The organism is Microbulbifer maximicatervae (SeqCode), assembly GCF_052467815.1.
This window is the reverse complement of record NZ_CP174326.1, coordinates 1,257,740-1,277,804: the sequence shown is the minus strand read 5'-3', so window position 1 is coordinate 1,277,804 and position 20,065 is coordinate 1,257,740. Positions and strand designations below refer to the sequence as shown.

Annotated in this window: 22 protein-coding genes and 2 pseudogenes; 6 read left to right on the top strand and 18 right to left on the bottom strand. The window is 41.1% G+C overall.

Features of this window, described 5'->3' with window-relative positions; translation table 11 throughout:
• Positions 1-233: 233 nt before the first annotated feature.
• Entirely contained in the window at positions 234-1,499 is a 1,266-nt protein-coding gene (locus tag ACJJIW_RS05510; RefSeq protein WP_282930407.1) for an efflux RND transporter periplasmic adaptor subunit, read from the bottom strand.
• A gap of 852 nt (positions 1,500-2,351) precedes the next feature.
• On the opposite strand from ACJJIW_RS05510, the gene ACJJIW_RS05505 reads away from it, so the two are divergent.
• The 3 genes and pseudogenes from ACJJIW_RS05505 to ACJJIW_RS05495 form a co-directional block, all read left to right on the top strand.
• Positions 2,352-2,612: a transposase gene (locus ACJJIW_RS05505; RefSeq protein WP_444936858.1), complete on the top strand. Its 261-nt coding sequence runs from the start codon at positions 2,352-2,354 to the stop codon at positions 2,610-2,612.
• Positions 2,613-2,646: 34 nt separating this feature from the next.
• Positions 2,647-3,009, top strand: a complete 363-nt coding sequence (locus ACJJIW_RS05500) for a hypothetical protein (RefSeq protein ID WP_444936857.1) — start codon at positions 2,647-2,649, stop codon at positions 3,007-3,009.
• Positions 3,010-3,177 (top strand): annotated as a pseudogene (locus ACJJIW_RS05495) (DDE-type integrase/transposase/recombinase); the annotation flags it as partial. It lies immediately after the preceding gene.
• 40 nt (positions 3,178-3,217) lie between these two features.
• Here the strand turns inward: ACJJIW_RS05495 and ACJJIW_RS05490 are convergent.
• Positions 3,218-4,380 (bottom strand): IS3 family transposase gene (locus ACJJIW_RS05490; protein WP_282932943.1). Its coding sequence is split into 2 segments (ribosomal slippage): positions 3,218-4,122 and positions 4,122-4,380, totalling 1,164 coding nucleotides; the frame shifts between segments, so codons are not numbered across the junction.
• Between the two features lie 62 nt (positions 4,381-4,442).
• Between ACJJIW_RS05490 and ACJJIW_RS05485 the strand changes: the two are divergent.
• Positions 4,443-4,772 (top strand): annotated as a pseudogene (locus ACJJIW_RS05485) (IS3 family transposase); the annotation flags it as partial.
• A 778-nt stretch (positions 4,773-5,550) separates the two neighbouring features.
• On the opposite strand, the gene ACJJIW_RS05480 reads toward ACJJIW_RS05485, so the two are convergent.
• From ACJJIW_RS05480 to ACJJIW_RS05420, 13 genes are all read right to left on the bottom strand, one after another.
• Positions 5,551-5,883, bottom strand: a complete 333-nt coding sequence (locus ACJJIW_RS05480; protein ID WP_282930406.1) for an energy transducer TonB — start codon at positions 5,881-5,883, stop codon at positions 5,551-5,553.
• A gap of 95 nt (positions 5,884-5,978) precedes the next feature.
• Entirely contained in the window at positions 5,979-6,341 is a 363-nt protein-coding gene (locus tag ACJJIW_RS05475) for a hypothetical protein (RefSeq protein WP_282930405.1), read from the bottom strand.
• Between the two features lie 152 nt (positions 6,342-6,493).
• Positions 6,494-6,886 (bottom strand): hypothetical protein, encoded by a 393-nt coding sequence (locus tag ACJJIW_RS05470; protein ID WP_444936856.1) that lies wholly within the window; start codon positions 6,884-6,886, stop codon positions 6,494-6,496.
• Positions 6,887-7,391: 505 nt separating this feature from the next.
• Positions 7,392-7,844, bottom strand: a complete 453-nt coding sequence (locus ACJJIW_RS05465; RefSeq protein WP_282930403.1) for a hypothetical protein — start codon at positions 7,842-7,844, stop codon at positions 7,392-7,394.
• 183 nt (positions 7,845-8,027) lie between these two features.
• Positions 8,028-8,372, bottom strand: a complete 345-nt coding sequence (locus ACJJIW_RS05460; RefSeq protein ID WP_282930402.1) for a hypothetical protein — start codon at positions 8,370-8,372, stop codon at positions 8,028-8,030.
• Between the two features lie 109 nt (positions 8,373-8,481).
• Positions 8,482-8,787, bottom strand: a complete 306-nt coding sequence (locus ACJJIW_RS05455; RefSeq protein ID WP_444936855.1) for a hypothetical protein — start codon at positions 8,785-8,787, stop codon at positions 8,482-8,484.
• Positions 8,788-8,925: 138 nt separating this feature from the next.
• A complete protein-coding gene (locus tag ACJJIW_RS05450) occupies positions 8,926-9,417 on the bottom strand; it encodes a DUF4240 domain-containing protein (RefSeq protein ID WP_282930400.1) in 492 nt (163 codons plus the stop codon).
• 210 nt (positions 9,418-9,627) lie between these two features.
• The gene (locus ACJJIW_RS05445) at positions 9,628-10,032 is read right to left on the bottom strand and encodes a YybH family protein (protein ID WP_282930399.1); all 405 of its coding nucleotides are present in this window, start codon (positions 10,030-10,032) and stop codon (positions 9,628-9,630) included.
• Between the two features lie 285 nt (positions 10,033-10,317).
• On the bottom strand, positions 10,318-10,623 hold the full coding sequence (locus ACJJIW_RS05440; RefSeq protein WP_282930398.1) for a hypothetical protein: 306 nt from the start codon (positions 10,621-10,623) through the stop codon (positions 10,318-10,320).
• Between the two features lie 401 nt (positions 10,624-11,024).
• Positions 11,025-11,288 carry a type II toxin-antitoxin system RelE family toxin gene (locus tag ACJJIW_RS05435; protein WP_282930397.1) on the bottom strand — a complete coding sequence of 88 codons (264 nt, stop codon included), beginning with the start codon at positions 11,286-11,288 and terminating at the stop codon, positions 11,025-11,027.
• Entirely contained in the window at positions 11,288-11,443 is a 156-nt protein-coding gene (locus ACJJIW_RS05430; protein ID WP_282930396.1) for a hypothetical protein, read from the bottom strand. The genes ACJJIW_RS05435 and ACJJIW_RS05430 overlap by 1 nt, the downstream gene beginning before the upstream one ends.
• On the bottom strand, positions 11,440-11,703 hold the full coding sequence (locus ACJJIW_RS05425) for a hypothetical protein (protein WP_282930395.1): 264 nt from the start codon (positions 11,701-11,703) through the stop codon (positions 11,440-11,442). Before ACJJIW_RS05425 ends, ACJJIW_RS05430 begins: the two co-directional genes overlap by 4 nt.
• A 95-nt stretch (positions 11,704-11,798) precedes the next feature.
• On the bottom strand, positions 11,799-12,296 hold the full coding sequence (locus tag ACJJIW_RS05420; RefSeq protein WP_282930394.1) for a DNA-deoxyinosine glycosylase: 498 nt from the start codon (positions 12,294-12,296) through the stop codon (positions 11,799-11,801).
• 911 nt (positions 12,297-13,207) lie between these two features.
• Here ACJJIW_RS05420 and csrA point away from each other — a divergent pair.
• Positions 13,208-13,396, top strand: coding sequence for a carbon storage regulator CsrA (csrA, locus tag ACJJIW_RS05415; RefSeq protein WP_444936854.1), 189 nt, complete (start codon positions 13,208-13,210; stop codon positions 13,394-13,396).
• Positions 13,397-13,470: 74 nt separating this feature from the next.
• Here csrA and ACJJIW_RS05410 read toward each other — a convergent pair whose 3' ends face one another.
• Together ACJJIW_RS05410 and ACJJIW_RS05405 are read right to left on the bottom strand one after the other, a co-directional pair.
• A complete protein-coding gene (locus ACJJIW_RS05410) occupies positions 13,471-14,523 on the bottom strand; it encodes a YraN family protein (RefSeq protein WP_444936853.1) in 1,053 nt (350 codons plus the stop codon).
• A gap of 557 nt (positions 14,524-15,080) precedes the next feature.
• Positions 15,081-16,856, bottom strand: coding sequence for an AAA family ATPase (locus ACJJIW_RS05405; RefSeq protein WP_444936852.1), 1,776 nt, complete (start codon positions 16,854-16,856; stop codon positions 15,081-15,083).
• Positions 16,857-16,922: 66 nt separating this feature from the next.
• Here ACJJIW_RS05405 and ACJJIW_RS05400 point away from each other — a divergent pair, with 66 nt between their 5' ends.
• Positions 16,923-17,864, top strand: coding sequence for an IS1595 family transposase (locus ACJJIW_RS05400; protein ID WP_444935446.1), 942 nt, complete (start codon positions 16,923-16,925; stop codon positions 17,862-17,864).
• 345 nt (positions 17,865-18,209) lie between these two features.
• On the opposite strand, the gene ACJJIW_RS05395 is transcribed toward ACJJIW_RS05400, so the two are convergent.
• On the bottom strand, positions 18,210-19,982 hold the full coding sequence (locus tag ACJJIW_RS05395) for a bifunctional protein-serine/threonine kinase/phosphatase (RefSeq protein ID WP_444936851.1): 1,773 nt from the start codon (positions 19,980-19,982) through the stop codon (positions 18,210-18,212).
• Positions 19,983-20,065: the final 83 nt, after the last annotated feature.

The window sequence follows — 20,065 nt, the reverse complement described above, 5'->3', positions numbered from 1 at the left end:
AATATTTAGGGCCTTAACAGTAAAACTTATATTTAAAGTTAAATATAACCGCTATACTTTTAATGGCGCTGTTAAATCATTTTTAGCTGCTATAATAATTTATCGAATTTGTTTGTGCTTGATCCAAGTTACCAACCCACTTCAGTTTGTGAACTTTCCCATTGAGCATAATTTATTTGTCAGAAGTAACAGCTATGCCAGAGCTAACTCCCTGACACTTGCTATAAAGTAATTTATCCTTGAATTGGTGACTTGAACGTTATTTCGTCTGCATCGCCAAAATCTTCATAATTAGTGGTTATGATTTTGTCACCAGCACTTAAACCATTAAGAATTTCAAATGTTTGAGGGTTTTGACGCCCTGGTGTGATTTTTACTTTTTTTGCTCCAGAGCCATCTTCTAATACCCGATATACCCATTTTCCACTTGTATAGCGATAGAACCCACCTTTTTTTAAAGTCTTTGTGGTAGATGCATTTCCAAGCTCTAAATCTATACTGAGTGTTTGACCTCGTTTAATTCCAATAGGAAAGCCATCGATGAAGTCCATATCAGCAATAAACTGATTATCAATAACCTCTGGATATATTTTACTTAAAATAACTTCGTGATTTTTACCGTTAAATTTAAAATGACCACTTTGGTTTTCTGATACCCGGGATATATAGTACTGGTCAATTTTTACACGCACTTTAAAGTGGTCTAACTTATCCACCTGTCCGACACGCTGCCCACGATTAAAGCTCTGCCCGATTTCTGCATTCATGGATGACAATTGCCCACTTATAGGTGCTCTTACCTCCAAGCTGTTCATAATATCCGAAAGAATAATTAAACTTCTATTTGACCTTTTAATAGAATCATCAATTTGTTCTTCTTGTTGTAATCTTAAAGTATTCTCTTGTTTGATGCGTTCTTCTTTTAACTCAATTTTCTTTTTGAGATATAAAACCATATCACGGGCTTCTTCATATTCATTTTGTGTGATATTAGCCCCATCATTTTCGTAAAGCTTAGTTAACTTTGAAAATAGCCTTTGAGCATCAAGTAGTTGCTTATTTAGATCTAAAAGATTTTCCTTACTCTGCAAGTACTGTTGGGTTAAGTTAATTTTCTGAGTTCTTAGGTCATTAAGTGTTCTTAGAGCTTGCGATTCGGAGTCAACATTTGATTTTTGCGCACTAGCATTAGCAAGCTGGAGAATAACATCTCCTTTTTGAACCAGTGTCCCCCCCTGAATATATATTTCCTTGACGATACCGCCTTCTTGTAGATCTAAATAGACAGTTGTTTGAGGCGTAACCGTACCAATTACTGGGATATACTCGCTAAATATCTTTTCTTCGACTTGAGAAATAACGAGTCTTTTAGTATCTACCTCAATTGAGGCCGGGTTACCTGATATTGAGACAACTATCAGAGCTACAAGTATCAGAGCCCCTATTACTATTGTTGCTTTTTTTAAGGGTAGCTTGCGTCTCTGTATTACTTCATCCATATGTACGACTGCTTATTGTTTTCAGACCATTGATCTCTAGTTTCCATGCGGATCGGTTTACTATGTGTAAACTTGATAAGATCTTACCCAGCAATGATGAAACCTCTCTTTGCGATAAAATACGCAAAACAAGGGGTGCATGGCAAGTATAAAGATAAGGTGAATATGTAATTGACAAAAATTAACAGAGCGTTATCGGTATTAGCACACGAAATTTGCTTTCACAAGTAACCAATTTGTGATCTAACTACGTGTGCTAACTCTTCGAATCTTAACCAGGAATTTAGGGAAAACTTGCATTATTACTAAAGAAGTGGGTAATAGTTATACGTTCATATTTTGGGAGTAGATATGCAATATGGCAATGTCAAACTGGCAATGGGGTGGATATCCAGCTTACCGTATAGCAGTGAATAGTTGAGGAGTGTTTAGCCCAAGATGAATATTGTTATTTTTTCACTTTGTTGTGATACTTATTTTGATTTGTGTATCATCTTTAAAAAATTTGTTTTATTTTATTAATTTTTCATGAGGGTTCTATCGGTATGTCCTATTTTTAAGGAATACAATTTTTTCAGACGTCCTTAATATTTTTTAGTATATTCCATAAACAGCTATTTGCCTTTAATACTACGACATTTAGTGATTAAAGCTTCATGATAAGTATAAAGTTCTACTAAATTAGCGACGTTTACGACTTTAAATATTTTTATTATTTCTTAGCTTGTATGACAGGGGCAGCTTACAATACGGCGGCTACCCAAGCTCTAAAGATCTCCGAGAATTACAATGATCCTACCCACCTATGACGGATACTCTCTTAAGCGATAAACTACGCAGCAGAGGTGCTCTATGACAAGACCAAGTAATCCAACCAAAACCACTCGTAAACAATACTCGGAGGAGTATAGAAAGGATGTCCTAGCACTGGCGCTTAAGGTCGGGGTAAGCGTTGCCGCTAAACAGCTTGGGTTGCATCCTTCCCAGATTTACGGATGGCGAAGTAAGGTAAAGTTACATCAGAGCCAGGAGATGCCGAGAGAGAGCTTGCCACAGAGAATGCTGGACTTAAGCGGTAGCTGGCTGAGTAGGCAGAGGAGTTGGCAGTCTTAAAAAAGACCGCAGCGTACTTTGCAAAGAGCCTGAAATGAGGTACGCCTTCATACAAAAGCACAGGCATGAATTCAGCATCAAAGCGATGGCCAAGGTATTCGGCGTATCCCGCAGTGGATTTTACGATTGGGTGTCAAGATCGGCCGACCAATCCAAGCAGCAGCAGTACCGGATGCAGCTCGATAACTTGGTACAGCAGCGCTTTATAGCCAGTAAAGAACGTAGTGGCGCGCCTTGCCTTACGAAGGAGTTGGCCAGTGAGGGGAGTAAATATAATCAAGAAGCAGTTGCTGCCAGCATGCGTCGGCAGAGCCTACGGGCTAAAGTAGGCAGAAGATATAAAGCCACAACCTACTCAAAACATGGTCTGCCAGTAGCTCTAACTCTGCTCAAGTAGAACTTCAATGCGGAAGTGCCGAGTCAGAAATGGGCTGGGGATATTACCTACCTACGAACGGAAGAAGGTTGGTTATATCTGGCTGTAGTGATAGACCTATATAGTCGGCTGGTTATTGGTTGGGCGATGTCAGAAATGATGACAGCTACATTGGTCTGTGACGCTCTTTAAATGGCTTTGATCCTACCCATCAACAACGGACACACCACTAAGCGACTAGTTGTTCCTCAAACGCCTCAGGGCTGAGATAGCCATTGGCGCTGTGTAAGCGATTTCGATTGTAGTCTATCTCTATATACTCAAATACGGTCTCTCGCATGAGGCACCTTGTGGGAAAGCGGTTACCATGGATTGCTTCTACCTTAAGTGAGTGAAAGAATGTTTCTGCACAAGCGTTATCATAGCAATTACCTTTGGCGCTCATGCTGCACCGCAGACCATAAGCTGTAATCAAAGATTGATAATCTTTAGAGCAATACTGGCTTCCCCTGTCAGTATGCACGATAACATTCGTAGGTTTCTTACGTCGCCATAAAGCCATTTGAAGAGCGTCACAGACCAATGTAGCTGTCATCGTTTCTGACATCGCCCAACCAATAACTAGCCGACTATATAGGTCTATCACTACAGCCAGATATAACCAACCTTCTTCCGTTCTCAGGTAGGTTATATCCCCAGCCCATTTCTGATTCGGCCCTTCAGCATTGAAGTTCTGCTCGAGCAGATTTGGAGCTACTGGCAGACCATGTTTTGAATAGGTTGTGGCTTTATATCTCTTGGCGGCTTTAGCCCGTAGGCCCTGTCGACGCATGCTGGCAGCAATTGTTTTTTGATTATATTTACTCCCCTCACTGGCCAACTCCTTCGTCAGGCGAGGAGAGCCACTACGTTCTTTACTGGCTATAAAGCGCTGCTGTACCAAGCTATCGAGCTGCATTCGGTACTGCTGGTACCTGGATTGGCCGGCCGATCTTGACACCCAGTCGTAAAACCCACTGCGAGATACGTTCAATACCTTGGCCATCGCTTTGATGCTGAATTCATGCCTGTGCATTTGCATGAAGGCGTACCTCATTTCAGGCTCTTTGCAAAGTACGCTGCGGCCTTTTTTAAGATCGCCAGCTCCTCTGCCTGCTCAGCCAGCTGCCGCTTAAGGCGAGCATTCTCTGTGGCCAGCTCTCTCTCGGCATCCCCTCGGCTCTGATGTAACTTAGCCTTGCTTCGCCATCCGTAAATCTGAGAAGGATGTAACCCAAGCTGTTTAGCGGCAACGCTTACCCCAACTTTGAGCGCAAGTGCTAGGGCATCCTTTCTATACTCCTCTGAGTACTGTTTACGAGTGGTTTTGGTTGGTTTATTTGATCTTGTCATAGAGCACCTCTGCTGCGTAGTTTATCGCTTAAGAGAGTGTCCGTCGTTGGTGGGTAGGATCAGCTTTGTGGCGCCGTAAGAAACCTACGAATGTTATTGTGCATACTGACAGGGGAAGTAAGTATTGCTCTAAAGATTATCAATCTTTAATTACAGCTTATGATCTGTGGTGCAGCATGAGCGCCAAAGGTAATTGCTATGATAACGCTTGTGCCGAAATGTTCTTCCACTCACTTAAGGTAGAAGCAATCCATGGTAACCGCTTTCCTGCGAGGTGCCTCATGCGAGAAACCGTATTTGAGTATATAGAGATAGACTACAATCGAAATCGCTTACACAGCGCCAATGGCTATCCCAGCCCCGAGGCGTTTGAGGAACAACTAGTCGCTTAGCGGTGTGTCCGTTGTTGATGGGTAGAATCAAACGCCCACCCAACAGGTTTACGTACACTACGGCAAGATATGCTCAGCGAGTTCCTATCCACATATACGTGATATCGCCGTGGGTTCAACTACATCGAACTTCCGGTCTAGATAATTCGGCACATCAATATGTGGCTGCTCGGATTTCCTGTATCGATGGCTCGGTAGTTGAGCGCTTTCTAGGCCAAGTAGCTTTATTCACTGTCCAGCGCGGTATCGGCTGAGCTGTTGCCAACTTTATAGGCGGCTCTAATTAGAGCCTACAATTGCATTTCTTCTGGCTCTTGCTCATGAGGCCTGTCTCGCAGCTCCGGTGTACACTAAATACTTCACTCAGTTTTTAAAAAGCATAGCATTTCTGCAATCGCTCGATTACCGTGAATTTTTCAGCGAGTCAGACATCAAGAGGGCCGTAGCCTTTTTAGAATTTCTTTCCTCCTCAACCCATCTAAGCTATCGCCCGAGCTCTTGAATGCGTAGCTGGTCAGGTGTGATTGCGATACTTTCAGGTGCTTTTCTATCTCGCACTCAGCGAAGCTTACGAACCCACGACTCTATCGTAGACTTGCTTACTCCCATGGCTTCGTAAGCTTCTTTCATCGTATAGTTTTGGTCGACTACAAGCTGCGCAGATTCCCAACGGAATCCGGGAGGAAAATGTTTTTTGCTCGACTTGGTCACTATTCCATCTGATTCTGTTGAGCGTGATAATACCACTCAAAGTCAAGTGGCCAAATCTGGTGTGCCACTACAAGCCACTAAATACGAAGATAATCTTAGTTTTATACTTACACCAGCTACCCGACCAGTCGAACTTCCAACTGCTTACAGCATTTAAAACAGATTGATCAAAAAATTTATGTGGCACTGATTCTACAATGTCGACTTCTTCTAATTCCCCATCTGGATTAAGGCGAGCGGTTAGAACTACCCAGCCATCTACAGGTTGTCGGCTCTCTCGGATTGGATAACTAGGGTCATATCCTTCAATTCGTTGAAGTTTTTGGGGGCAATTGGTAATCTCTTCAGAATAGCTAAATGTAGCGAAAAAAAGCAATATAAATAATGTGGCTATTCTCATAAGGTATTGATTCCTTATTGTCCTATCGGAATGAATCCGTCCTGCTTCAGTATGGCGAAAAAAGTGTACACAATCGGATACAGAAACTCGCTATACTACCGAACTTCGAAAATATATAGTTTTTTAGGCTCGCCTTCAATTGGGACCCAAACTTCTTTCACGCCCTTAAAATCCAATACTAAATCTGCTTCTTCTAGAATCTTTTGAGCATATAGGGACTCGTCCCAGTAAACTCCACCGCATGCATAGTAATTTGGTGCTTCCTTTTCTGGTATATTTACAGTGAATTCACCACCCTTTGGCCTGCTTATTTCTAATTCATACTCTTTGAATACATTTGCAGAAATGAAATTCTTACCTTCAATATTCATGATCTTCGGTAACAAAATTTCTCTCGGCGCTTGAGAAGCACAGCCGAAAATGGTAAGAAAGATAAGAGTCAGGAATAGATATTTCAATTTTCTTCTTCTTTAGTTTAAGGCTGATGTTAGTAATTGATTAATATCGCCACGTTCAGCTGCGGACAGTTTTGGACGCTTTATGCACGATAATGGGAGCGCAGCGACTGGGTAAAAATGCACAAAGTTGGCCTTTGACATACAGCGCATTGTTATGCATTAGAGCCTGCCATATAGATAACTGCTGGGGTATATGTTGCCACTGTAAGAACCCAAAAAATCAAAAAATTGGTTTTACTAACCCTATTGGGAGTTTCTACTCGATAGCATGTATACGTGATATACCAGTAGGCCATAGGACAAATCATCATCAAGCCAATCAATGTAAACCCTACTGTATTAGAAACATTATCAGCTGACGCAATAAAGTTAAAAGGAATGACTAAGAATATCAGCACCGACCACAAAAACGTATGAACAGATAGGCGGTACCAAATACTTAAAATGTATTCAAAACCACAATCTGGGCAGCGCGACTTAGAAAAACTAAAGGGGAATACTTCATCTACATTTTTCGACTTGCATTCAGGGCATTTTATTGCCATTCATTTCTTCCTACTTGATACATAACTAGCTGTTCAATAGTGCCAGTTTTTTGGAATTTCTATTAATCGCGTTCATTGAAGTCCCACCATGTCACTTTAGTGCCGGCGACAACAACAAACTTTACGTGTTGATTGTCTGATCTATAAAGAAAACTTGCTTGGCAACTGTTATCAGGATTATTCATTGGAGTAAGATGTTTTATTGGCCAACCTTTAGATTCAATATGTTTTACAACAAGGGATTTTTGAAACTCGTAATCTGTGCTGCAAGCTATGGGTTGCGAAAGCAATAAAGCGCCCACGAATAGCAGAATGCCTAACCCAATAATAACTGTGACTGATCGCTTCATCATGCCTATAGTTGTATGACTTTATATCTATTCTTGAGATAATACTATCTTCTCTTTAAAAGATCTGCTTGATTTTGGTAATTAGAGCCTGCTTTACCGAGGAACTTGTTATATCCAAGCTTGTAAGCAATTTCACTATAAATGAAACTGATAATTTAACCACTTTCTGAGAAATTCATTGGTTTCAAGCTTTTATTATTAAGATTAATAATCTCAACCCTTACCCCGTTATCAATCATCTCAGATAAATGGAATGTGCCGTTAGGTTGTTTCACTATGGATTTTTCAACATTACCAGTTACAAACTTCCATAGATCAGGGTTCAGTGCATTCGGTTTTGGTTTGTAAACTTCCGCAATGAAACCGGACTTCTCGTCATTATTGCGTAGAATAACGATATCACCTTTATAATCAGGTGCGGTTATTATCGTTATCGTAGAGGTTTCGATCTTATTGCCAAATCCCTTTTGGTTCCATTCTCGCAATACAACCTCAACTTCAGTTTCATAAAATCTGACACTATCAATTGCAGTGCAAGAAAATGAAAAAGGCGATAGTAGCATTAAAAAAAGTGACAAGATTGTTATATTTTTAAACTTAAATTTCATCTTTATTGATATATAAATTCGTATTAGAGAATGCTATTTAAAAATCTAAAATCTGTTTGTGAAAATTCACTATGCACTTGTTGTTTCAATGTTGAAAGAACCTTTGTCATAATATAGCCACTGTCCATTTTTAAACCTGATTGACCACTCAGGATACGCTTTCTCCGTCATAAACGTCAGCAATCATAGGTCTTTGCTCAGTGATATCTCTAGTTCAGGAATTCGGCTAAAGAAATCGATCTTCTTTATATTGGTGTCAACTAATAATTTTGGGAACCGTTTGATTTCATCTGGGTCACTCCAGCTTCCCAGTAATATTGAATCTTTATTCTCCAGTCGCCATGACCATTCAATCATTATTGTTTGATCACCGGAAGGATTATTTCCTCGTTTCGACTGGGTCAGCTCACCCAACTCCAAAAAGATTGCGCTTCCATGCCCTCTCCAGGCATAAGAGACCTTTGCTCCTTGAAGCTCTACCAATTTCGCTTTTGCTTGCTGCTCAGATATCGGGATGACTTCTTTCATTTACTTACTTCTAGAGTTGACATGGGAATTTAAGCTTTGCCTAGTAGATAATAACTGCAGATGAAGGTAGGAGGAGTAGACTGTCTTGCCTGCAAGCCTTATTAAGTGGCTACTGGCTGACATGGTAGAGAACAAAACTGATTGTTAGAGAGGCTGCTATAGCCCCAACGATACTGAGTGCTACGTTGGTTGGGATAACGGGTACAGCAGTCCTATAGCGTTGATTTCGGCCAAAGACAGTGAATGAGCTCTGCTTATCATAGGGGGCACTGATGGCAAAGAATATTATTGATCCAATGGATATAGAGTATGCCAACCATCCAAATACGCTGGAGGCTGATAAAGTTTCTTGAGTTGCCAAGGTATAGACATAGGCCCCTATACCAGGGAGTATGCCGAGTAATTTTTTATTCACTTTGCTTCGCAAGATAACCCCATAATCAAGTAGCAGCTTTCTTTTTGCTCGTCTTGTGCGAACATAACGCTCGTTATGAAATCAAACGATGGGAAATCTGCTTACTGTATATAGTTTTACTATGGACAATACCCGAAGTTAAAAATACTTACTATATAAAGCAGGATATCGCTTGGGTAAATCGTCCTCATCCCACGCTTCGCCAACGGGATCATCTCTGCCTTCAGAAGTAAGGCGGTCATAAGGAAACTCCTTTCCTGTGACCTTCTCGTAGGCATCATTAGCTATATACATGAAGTCCTCCGCTTCGAAGTCTTCAGGTAGCCAATCGGCAAGCGATTCAGGATTTTTAAGTGCTGCATCAAATTTCTCTCGCCCACCAGAGATCAAGCCGGCCCTGAAATAAGTAAAGCCATCATCGGAACAGCCACCATTTAAGATATAGGCTACAGCCCAAATATCCCAACGATAAACGAGGTCACTTACCTCATATTGCTTTTGCTTGAATGCGATAATTTCTTTAGGGGTGAGTTTGCTTACAACCTCAACTAACCCCTCGAAAATGTCTTCAATATCAGAAACTCGATTTGTAACGCTTTCAACAATATCCCAAAACCTAGAGTCTTCCACGGCCCCTCCTTTTATACAGCAGCGTATTCAAACTAAGCTGTATCATATCATCCACTGACAAATATCAAGAGTCTAAATGCACTCTGAATAGAGCGATATTTATTATTATGCCAGCTGATATTTGTAAAAAATATGAGAGGTATCTATGTAACTAAGCACACCACTGACCTATGGGTGTTCAGTATAGTTTCCCTTGCTATAAGTTTCGGCTCACTTACCAACCTTCATTGGCGACGAAATATGGTGGTGAGCAAATTGCCATGAATCCTTAGTTTTAACAAAGCAAAAGGTTGCGCGAACGGTGTCTTTAACCTGTTTTCCGTCCGGTAAGGTACCTCCACAATTTATAAGACAATGAGCAAAACCCGTGTCATCTCCCGCTTGAATGTTTAGTTCTGATAGCTCGAAAAGGCATGGAATGGCGAAAGGTGGCTGCCATTCATCAAAGCTCTTTCTGTACGCAAGCTTCCCTTCATACTTAATGGGAGCCAGGACATCAAAGATGACCGCTTCTGGTTGATGATTTTCCAAGATTTTGTCTTTTTTATCTTGGCGAGTTGATTCGGCCCAGTCGGAAAGAAGTGATTTTATTTCATCGACGCTAGCTTTATTCATTGGTTGGCTCTCATTAGATTAGTGGTTTGAAAGACATATAAACAGCGTATTCAAAAAACCTCATCATAGCACCCGGGAATATACTCTAAAAATGGGGAACCACTCCAGTCTAAAAAACCTCGATAATAACGTATTTGTATTTATTGGCGTAAAATTCCTAATTACTCATAACGCCGCATCGACCAACGTATGGAACTACAGCGGTTTGTTAATTGCTGGGGTTCGGATAACTATAACCCTCTAAGCGTGTACACTAGAATACTACGTTTTTGTTATAAGTTATGCTTATTGTTTATCGACTTCATTTTCCCATTCTTCTTCATAGCCTAGGGCTTCAAGGTGTGCTGAAATAGAGTTCATTATTTTCCCGTTCCAAAATTCAGCTCCTTCATTCCATTGAAGCTTTACTCCGTTATTTTCGCCCTCAATTGATGCATCTACCATAGCCCAAAAGAAACGACAGATATGCTCGGCTTGAGATTTGTTTAAAATAATGCCATTTTGAAGGAATTGCAGGATAAGTTCATCATCTAACTTTTTTGCGTAGAACTCCGCGTATTCTTTTTCTTCAGGAAATTTATAAGTAATCATAGGTAAGAAAAACCTTCTCTTATTAACGCCATTCTTGGGGCAACAATCTTAAGTTTTGAAACTAACTGAGTAAGAAGCGTTTGATCTGTAACGGTTAAGAAATAGTGGCCCTTTTTATTTCTGTCTTTTTCGAACTTAAGCCTTTTGAATATAAAAATATGTGTAAGTCTTTTGCTTGAGGAGCCGGACGTACGATATGTTTTCAGTTTTCAGTTTTCAGTTTTCAGTTTTCAGTTTTCAGTTTTCAGGGGCTAAAATGCAGCCAAAAAATTATAGCATTCAAGTTAGTTTAAGAGCTAATTCATAGCACAGAATACGAGAATATAAGAGCTAAGACGGTACAACACGTAGTGTAAGCCGTCCCAGCCCATACCTTTTAAAGGCAATACAATCTTTTTATATTAGTACTTTTTATATACTTCGCCTCTCGGCTTTACATCCAATACTAAAACCTCCAATTCACCATCATTAATCCTATATACAATCCTATGATGCCCCACTCTATACCGGTATAAGTCAGAGTAACCAGATAGTTGAATAGATCCATGAAGCCTTGGGTCTTCAGAGATTGCTTCTAATGCCGAAATCACACGGTCCCTAATTTGAGGATGTAGTTTTTTAATATCCTTTTTTGCTTCACGGTGAATTACTACATCATATGCCATTACCAATTCCCTTTATTTGGTTCTCTTAATTCATTTTTAAGTTCAGAAAGTGAAGTTACTTGATTTGCTTTTTTTTGGATTTCCATTTCCAGCTTTCGCTTAGCAATTTCAGCTCTTTCTTCATTTGTAAGCTTTTTATCTTCACTGTCGATCATTTATCCAGCTCCTTTTTAAAGTCATCTAAACTCTGAGATCCTTGCCTATCCTTTGAGCGGCTATTAATTTCTTCAATATCCTGCTGAGCATCTATTTGGTCAAGAAACCATTCGTATTGTTCAGCTGTAAGTATCGCCCCAACAACCTTCCCTTTAGTCGATAAAACTAATTCCGACTTGTTTTTTTCGATCGAGTTTACGAAATTCAAAATGGATTCCGTATCAGTTACATCTTTTTCTATATATTCATCAATACCCATTTAGATCTCCTTAGTTTTGTTTTATATTGAGCATATGCTCGTTACTCAGGCGAGCGAAGCGCGTCTTTTGAGACGTATGATAATGTCGCCGTTTGTTAGGGAGTGAGTTTCTCTTGCCATATTTCAATTTTATTTTCCAAGGTTACTGCATAAGCAGAACTTGATGAAGGCAAGCGAACAAAGCTAATAGTTTCACAGTTTATATTGGGTTTAACATAAGTATTAAAGCTCTCTTCTGCCTCTACTCCGTTGAACCCAACTTTACAAATATTTTGATACTTTTCAAAGAATGATTGAAAGTCATTTGGAACCCGAGAGCCTGATTTAATAGAGCTATCAAGGCTGCCTGAACGAACGCAAGTATGAAGTACATCCCAAAGTGCGATCCCTGATGCTTTTAATGCCTTTATACGAGCTTCATAGGGTAACTCAGCACTAAAGCCAACAATGCCAGCCATGATATTCCAGAATGCATTTCGGGGGTTGGCATAATACTGGCTGTATTCGAGTGAAAGCTCACTCGGCATGCTACCTAAAATTAGAATACGAGATGCTTTATCTGCGATAGGACTGAAGCCTGCAATAGTGCTCATTGTGGTGCCTAACAGGGTGTTCAAAAGAAGCTGGATTATACCACTTGCCAACATATTTCAATAATGGGAGATCACCTTAATCAAAGGACGTTCTGAATCAACAATATTAACCAGAATGGTCTATCGTACCAAGCGGCCAAGATTTAAGTACTTAACGAAAATATCGTCGCCACTAAAAATAGGGTGGTCATCGATAACCCATAGCAATATTTTCAAAGGCTACAAGATACCTAGGTAGTGAGGTCTTTTATATCGATATAAGACTGGCAAACTCATAGAGCGGTGGTATTGGTGATTAGTTGATTCATGAATTCCAATGTTACAACTGGAGAAAACTACCTATCCAATCCCCTTTTTCTATGGACAACTGAAAATTTCCACAGTGTGAACACATAAAAATATAGGCACAAAAATGATCTTATTGGATTTTATTCAGTTTGTTTTAGTGTCAAAGCTGCGTAAAATCGATTGATATTTATTGGTATTTTGGCCGGAATTGGGTGGGCTTTTGAAGGCCGATGGCCAAAGACCAAAGGGATTCGAGAGAATCAAGATATCTAAAAGTTTTCTAAAGAACCATCTTCTCACAGGAGAACGGTAGCGTGACGTAAGAGACAGTAAAAGGCGCTGACCCAAGGTGCAGCAACACCAGGGGCCAGCTAACCAAATTGATAGGCAAAGTATCAAAATGGCTATATGGATCATACGCTAGAAACCCGCTCGTCTTCAATAAAGTGGAGTACACTCAGCGGCTTGGGGCGATTTCCCAAGCTCCGGGAGCGTTGTGCCTGCCTTTTCTTCTTCTATGCCTACCGTTCCCGCGCACCACCCGTATTTCCTCACAACGTTACTTTCTCAGCCTTCCACTAAGGAGGGTTTACCCATGGTTTGAGTATCAGTAGGAAATAACTATGTTGATCTTAAAGCGCCGGACAGGTGAAAACCTAAGGATTGGAGCCAATGTCTCAGTTACAGTGTTGGAAGTTAAGGGAAATCAGGTGAAGATTGGGATACGTGCTCCTAAATCTCTACCTGTTCATCGTGAAGAAATATATATACGGGCCCGAAAGAAATCGGCACTTGAGAATGGAAATCGTTGACCCCCAGTTGCGATTAGATAATGCCTAATTCAGGTGAGCTGCTAGCATCACCTGAATTTTCTTATTATGTAGTTTCATCTAGGTAACTTCATTAAGAAATCGTCTATTTCCTTAAAGAGGGTTTCATTTGGGTCATTTCCAGATATCTTGCTATCTATTAAATCTATTATAATTTTATCATCTAAATTTATTATTAATTTCCCATGTTCTCTCATTGCTCCTTGACACGCAACCAGAGCGTTATCTGACGGGCCCTTCCTAGAAATTAAGAAGCAAACTTTTCGTTTGGCTTTTTCAAAGAGATATTTTTCAGTTGAGTAGACCTGTGATTGACATATTTTGTCTTTGTGGTTCTTAAATTCAAATAAGATATATCTTGAATCTAAGTTTGATGAGACAAATTTCCACATTGTGGATTTATCCACAACTCGACAAATTAAATCATATCTGTGTAAATCATCCGTTGTTCTTTTCTGTCGTTGCCAACCTTTTAAATCTCCATCAAAAAGATATCTCAGAATATTCTCCATAGTATCTTCATAGTGATAGCAATCTTCTCGTCCAGGCTGAATCGAATTTAGCTTTTCTTTAAGTTCAGCCCCGTTAATTTCATTCTGTGATGGTCCACTTCCTTCCGATGAAAGGTCAATTTTTTTTGGGTTCAATATGCCATTAATATTACTTTGGAGCTTCCTATTAGATAAATCTACTTCACATAAATTTGACAGTCGCCCCAATAACTCTAAATCAATACTAGCTAGCGATATTAAACCATCAAGATTGATTACCTGAATGTTATATTCGTTTTCTACTATTAGCTGTATTTCTTGTTTTATATCTGCTGCAACTATCAGTACGGCTTTTTCTATATTCATAAGGCGAGCATCATTAACTAGCCTTATAGCGGACGCTTTTAAAGCAGATGTAGGGTATGTAGTATTACGTGTATATTTTATTTCAAATGCGACTTTGCTCTGGCCAGTAGGTTCTTGGGCAATAATGTCAATTTCCTTACCGAGTTCATTATTTTGATCTATTACTTTCCAATTATTTGCATCCAAAATATTTTTGCATAAATCTTCTAATTCATAAGCAGTTCTAACACTATTTCTTTTTTTAATATGCATGGCAGGTCTTCTTAAAAATGTTATTCTTAAACAGTACGTCTATATGAAGCTTAAAACAAGTGCTTAAGAGATTTCACAGCCTATTTTTATTTAAGTTGTCCGAATTTAAGCTCCATATCTTTTGGCAATGTGTATGAAGAACCTTTTAATTTCTCCAGTAAGTTGTGTTGAATCAATAATGTTTCTCTTGTAAGCCTTAGAGTAAGTATGATCTGGTCTATTAAATTATTAGGTTCTGAAAAATATCGATATAGGTTTGATTTTTGTATTTTATTTTTATCGCTGTATATAGGTCTTATTTCTTTTTAATGTCTAAATACAAGCTTTTCGACTAAAAGTGTTTTGGATAAGTTGGCAGGTCGTGGAATTCCTGTAAGGACAGCATTTGCAAAGTCCATTAATTTTTTGGAAGGGTGCCCAACCTTACCTATAAAAGATTGTGCATTACTCCATTCTCCCACTATTAATTTTATTAAAAGATTAATTTGTGTCAAAAGTTCAAGTTTTTCGAGTGTCAAATGTTTTTAGAATATTGGCTAATGTTTATAGCCGACTTTTTATATTTCACCGCCATTTGCACTATGTATAAAACTAGTCAATTGATTCATGCGGTCCTCTAAGTCTAAAACATTTAACTCGGCAGGATTATTGCTAACGTAGTGACGTGCAACTTTTACTTTACTTGCAGTTCTCTCTTCTTTGCTACCTTTTTTTCTATACTTGAGAAGATTTTCCCATTCACCTTTTTTTATAATTTCGCTTGCTGATACATGAACAGCTTTAACACTTTCTTCAACTTTATCGAAATTTAAGTAATTCTCTACTTCTCTCCCCTTTGTTACCCAAGCAAATCCTGGTCCTGAATTAAATTCGGTTTTCAATCGTTGTTTTGTAGCATTGATGCGCGCCCTAGACTTATCTTTGTCGCTGTCAAACATTATGACCGTATTTCTATTTAGTTTTCTTACAATAATTAAATCATCTGCTGCTTCATTTTCAATATCTTGATCAAGGGCAGTTATGTGGCTAAATAATCTACCACCAAAGAACATTATCGAGTAATGAACACCTTCAACTAACTCTGGTGAATGAGCTCCAAGCCAGTAATTAAGGTATATTCGGTCTGATGGTCCTTCCACCCAAATTACACAATTTGCCTGCAATATGTCAGAGGCTTTATAGCCAAGATCATTGCATATATTTGAACGCTGTTTGGTGCTAGAAATAGCTTCAACATTTGAAACACCGTCAATTTGTGTGACGTGAAATATTTCTGATTCTACTGCATCTAGCAAATGAGCAGAATGCGTTGTAAAAAAATATTGATTCTCTGTTTTTTCTGATAAATATTTGACTAATTTACGCTGAAGTAATGGGTGTAAATGTAGTTCTGGCTCTTCTACGCAAATTATTGTTTCATCGAGTAATGTGGATGCTGCCGCAATAATAACCACTTCATGAACACCGGTTCCTAGTGACTCCAATGGCAGTGTTTTGCCATCCATATGTATGTGTATCATATCTCTGTCATATGGTATCTCGATTTCAGCGGTCGTATTCTCAAGGACCTCTTGTATGAAGCCATTAATAGAAGCAAATTTTTTCTTTAATTCTTGCTGGGCAAGAGGTGGGTTTTGAATTCTTGCAATTCTTTCAATTATTCCTTCACCGCTATAATCATTGGCGGCACTTCCGGCGCTTCCAATTTTTCTGATTGCGGGGATTACCTCAATGTTAGGTATTGACTTCGGTAAATAGGCTAGTTTTTGAATTGATTCCGGTACCCAATGAGCTTTAACATCACCCCCTCTCTTTTGAGTTAGTCCATACCATAACTGCAGCCATTCGTTTTCAGTTATTTCTCGAAATACCTCATTAATGTTGATATCTAATTTAAACGGACCATTGGGGTTTCCCGATATATATGTGAACCAAGCGGCCCCATCAATCATAAAATGTTTGGAATCGAGGATTTTCCATGCTAGTTTGCGGGGGATAGCATGTTCTCTTTCATTTGGTAGTTTACTATTAATATATTTTTCAATGTCATCTTCAAATAATGGGAATGATACTCGATGTTGAGCTTTTTTATTTGATATGTGGTTATCAATATCTAAAAATGGATTTTCCTTAGGGCTTCTGACAATGTTTTGTTGATTCTTTGCTTTTTCAAAAAAATAGGCATACTGATTATTTAGGAAGTTAACAATGTTAGATTTCCCAACATTATTCTGCCCAATAATCAAATTTACCTTTTTGAGTGGCCCTATCCTGACTAACTCATCGCCAATACTTCGATAGCCTGAAAAACCAAAACCTTTCCTAATTACCACTCTTGCTAAGTCAATCTTAACTGTATATAAATACAGATATCTCGTTGATCTGCAAGGGAATACAGCATGGCTCGCAACAAGGTACAGTTTCAGAAGGGGATTAGTTTGATCCAATTCCTCAAAATGTACGGCAGCGAGGAACAGTGCTTCGATGCGCTGTCGCGATGGCGTTGGCCCAATGGCTTTAGTTGTCCTCACTGCGGACATGACAAGCATTGCGACCTCGCTTATCGCAAGCTTAAGCAATGTAACCGGTGTCGACGTCAGACATCGATTACCTCCCGTACGATTTTTGACTCTACGAAGCTCCCCCTTACCACCTGGTTTCTCGGTATCTTCCTGATTACACAGGATAAGAAGGGTATTTCCTGTATGGAGCTATCTCGACATCTGGGCATCTCTTACAACGCAGCATGGCGCATGAAGCAGAAACTCATGCAAGTGATGATGGAGCGAGACCAGCGATACAAACTATCCGGTTTTATTGAACTAGATGATGCCTATCTCGGTGGTGAGCGTACTGGATGCAAACCGGGGCGCGGAGCCAAGGGTAAAACTCCCTTTGTAGCTGCCGTTGAAACAACCAAGGAGGGACATCCAACCCGTATTAAGCTCTCAATTATCAAGGGCTTCAAAAGCAGTGAAATTTCAACCTGGAGTAAAAAATCCCTTTGTAGTGGCAGCACAGTCATCTCAGATGGTCTTCCATGCTTCAATGCCATTAAGGAGGCCGGTTGTGTGCATGACAAAATTGTTTGTGGTGGTGGCAGAGCTTCTGTTGAAGAGCCTGAGTTCTATTGGGTAAATACGGTACTTGGTAATTTAAAGAGTGCACTGCGTAGTACTTACCATTCTATTAGGCCGAAATATGCACAGCGCTATTTGGCAGAATTTCAATATCGCTTTAATCGGAGGTTTGATTTATCGGCACTCATTCCAAGACTGGTTTACGTCTCTCTTCGGACGCCGCCGATGCCGGAAAGGTTACTAAAAATTGGCTTAGCATGAGTGGTAATTAGGAAACCTTTTAGTAGCACGAAATTATCCTTAAGCCCTAACAGTGAATTCAAAGAATACGGCATCATATCACTTGTTAATATATTCCAAGGAAAAAATCTGGCTATATAAAGGTAAGTTTTAGTATGTTAGTCGGTATTGGTACTAAATATATTGTGGATGCTTTTAGTTATGGGAACTTAAAAATCGTCAAATGTCGAGCTATGTTGAAACTAAGTAAAACGCGGTCTGATACATGAAACACTTTTAAAGCAATCAGCCTAATCAGATTGCTTTATACATATTCTGAGTTGGCCTATTTACAAGTAGGGACCTCCACACTAGGCAACACAGTTCTTAAGCGCTAGACGAAAACAACGCCGCCACCGCCAACAAAGTAGCCACCCAAATCCCACAAAGGATCTTCCAGAAAAGGGAAGCATCCCCTTTCTCAGTAGGATCTTCCCTCAAGTAGTCCGGGTTGGGATTGGCCAGGTCGCGCATAAACTCTGTAAGCGTGGAATAGCGCTGTTCCAGGTCGATACTGCATCCGCGCTCCAGGGCGCGGTCGAACCAGATGGGGACTACGGGATTAAACTGGCTGGCGGTGCGGTAGCGCAGGCGTTCGAAGTCGGTGTGGGAGCGGCAGTTTTCGATTTCCTCGCCGTAAGGCAGTTCTCCGGTAAACATTTCGTAGGCAATAGTGGCGAGAGCATAGACATCGCCGCGAATACCGCTGTTGTGCCCAAGGATATAGTGGGGGTCGGAGTAGCTGGCGGTGCCCAGCGCTTCCGGGTGCTCCAGGGGGCGAAAAATCTCGGCACTGCCGGCTACATAAACTGAGCCGAAGTCGATAATTTTTACCCGTCCGTTGCGGTCGATCATGATATTGGCTGGGCGCAAATCCTGGTGAATGGTTTCCTGATCGTGGAAGGCCTGTAGTCCGGTGGCAATTTCCTTAAGGATACGAAACGCTTCCGCCGGTTTGGGAAAGCGGTTATTGGTGATCCACTGCTCCAGGGTGCTGCCCTGCACATACTCCATCAGGTAATAGAGCGCGGTGCGTGGGCGGGTCTGCCGGTGCAGGCGCACTACCTGGGGGCTGCGAATACGCAGGCCTATCCACTCCTCCTGAATAAAGCGGTCGATATAGTGGATATCGTCCTCGTAATTTACCGAGGGGGTTTTCATTACCAGGATTTCCCCGGTGGCACTGTCGCGCACCAGGTACAACTGGCTGCGCTGGGAGGAGAACAGCTCCCGTTCCACCTGGTAGCCATCCAATACCATGCCCGGTTCCAACTCCGGGGGAAATGGCAGACGAGTAAGCTGGCGGCTGTAGTCGTCCAGAGTGGTTTGTGGCAATGCTTTTACCTTTACCACTAATGCGGAGAGGTTATCGTCACTGCCGTTTTCCTCGGCGAGGCGCACCAGGGTTTCCGCTGTTTCCTGTTCGCTTAGTTGGGTATCTGCCAGCAGCTCGTGCAGTAGATCCTGTTTAATAAAGTCGTGCACGCCGTCGCTGGTAATCAGCAGTACATCATCCTTAGCCAGGCTGAGCTGGCCGTAATCCACTTGCAGGCCGGTATCCATTCCCAGCGCGCGGGATAGCATCTGTTGGCGATGGGCCAGGGTGATGTTGTGGTCCCGGGTGAGGCATTTAAGGTTGTCACCGCGCAGGTGATAGATACGGCTGTCACCGATATGGAAATAGTGGGCGGTGCGGGATTTAAAAATCAGGGCCGAGAAGGTGCAGAGGAAGCCCTTTTCCTGTTGGGGAAAGTCGTGGCTCTTGCGGTATAGCTTGCTGTTAATGGAGGCGAGGATTTTCTGTCCGGCGTGGGCCACAGACCAGGTATCCGGCACCTTGTAGTAGTCCCGCACAAACTGCTCGGTGGCGGTGTGGCTGGCGAGGGCGCCGGCTTCGGCAGAGCTGACGCCGTCTGCCAGTGCGGCGACTGCGCCCAGGTATTCCTGTAAGTGCGGGTTGTCTGGCCAGTGGTAGATTGCGGCATCTTCATTCTGCGGTTTGATGCCGGCACTGGTGCAGAGGCCGTGGCTCAATCGCGGTGTCTGGGCTTCGGGGTTTGCCTCGGTTTCTGTTTGCACCCCGGAATTGGTTTCGCTCACAGCTTTCTCCTATCTCTTTTCGTCCCCTCAGACCAACGGCGAAAAACAAAGAAGGGCCATTGGCCCTCCTTTGCGTTTGTTGC

Coding starts and splice junctions, on each gene's coding strand:
- ACJJIW_RS05425 (WP_282930395.1), bottom strand. CDS start 11,703: ATGGGTATTGATGAATATATAGAAAAAGATGTAACTGATACGGAATCC.
- ACJJIW_RS05445 (WP_282930399.1), bottom strand. CDS start 10,032: ATGAATAAAGCTAGCGTCGATGAAATAAAATCACTTCTTTCCGACTGG.
- ACJJIW_RS05500 (WP_444936857.1), top strand. CDS start 2,647: ATGAGGTACGCCTTCATACAAAAGCACAGGCATGAATTCAGCATCAAA.
- ACJJIW_RS05470 (WP_444936856.1), bottom strand. CDS start 6,886: ATGGCAATAAAATGCCCTGAATGCAAGTCGAAAAATGTAGATGAAGTA.
- ACJJIW_RS05400 (WP_444935446.1), top strand. CDS start 16,923: ATGGCTCGCAACAAGGTACAGTTTCAGAAGGGGATTAGTTTGATCCAA.
- ACJJIW_RS05480 (WP_282930406.1), bottom strand. CDS start 5,883: ATGAGAATAGCCACATTATTTATATTGCTTTTTTTCGCTACATTTAGC.
- ACJJIW_RS05505 (WP_444936858.1), top strand. CDS start 2,352: ATGACAAGACCAAGTAATCCAACCAAAACCACTCGTAAACAATACTCG.
- ACJJIW_RS05420 (WP_282930394.1), bottom strand. CDS start 12,296: ATGAGCACTATTGCAGGCTTCAGTCCTATCGCAGATAAAGCATCTCGT.
- ACJJIW_RS05465 (WP_282930403.1), bottom strand. CDS start 7,844: ATGAAATTTAAGTTTAAAAATATAACAATCTTGTCACTTTTTTTAATG.
- ACJJIW_RS05440 (WP_282930398.1), bottom strand. CDS start 10,623: ATGATTACTTATAAATTTCCTGAAGAAAAAGAATACGCGGAGTTCTAC.
- ACJJIW_RS05435 (WP_282930397.1), bottom strand. CDS start 11,288: ATGGCATATGATGTAGTAATTCACCGTGAAGCAAAAAAGGATATTAAA.
- csrA (WP_444936854.1), top strand. CDS start 13,208: ATGTTGATCTTAAAGCGCCGGACAGGTGAAAACCTAAGGATTGGAGCC.
- ACJJIW_RS05410 (WP_444936853.1), bottom strand. CDS start 14,523: ATGCATATTAAAAAAAGAAATAGTGTTAGAACTGCTTATGAATTAGAA.
- ACJJIW_RS05460 (WP_282930402.1), bottom strand. CDS start 8,372: ATGAAAGAAGTCATCCCGATATCTGAGCAGCAAGCAAAAGCGAAATTG.
- ACJJIW_RS05430 (WP_282930396.1), bottom strand. CDS start 11,443: ATGATCGACAGTGAAGATAAAAAGCTTACAAATGAAGAAAGAGCTGAA.
- ACJJIW_RS05510 (WP_282930407.1), bottom strand. CDS start 1,499: ATGGATGAAGTAATACAGAGACGCAAGCTACCCTTAAAAAAAGCAACA.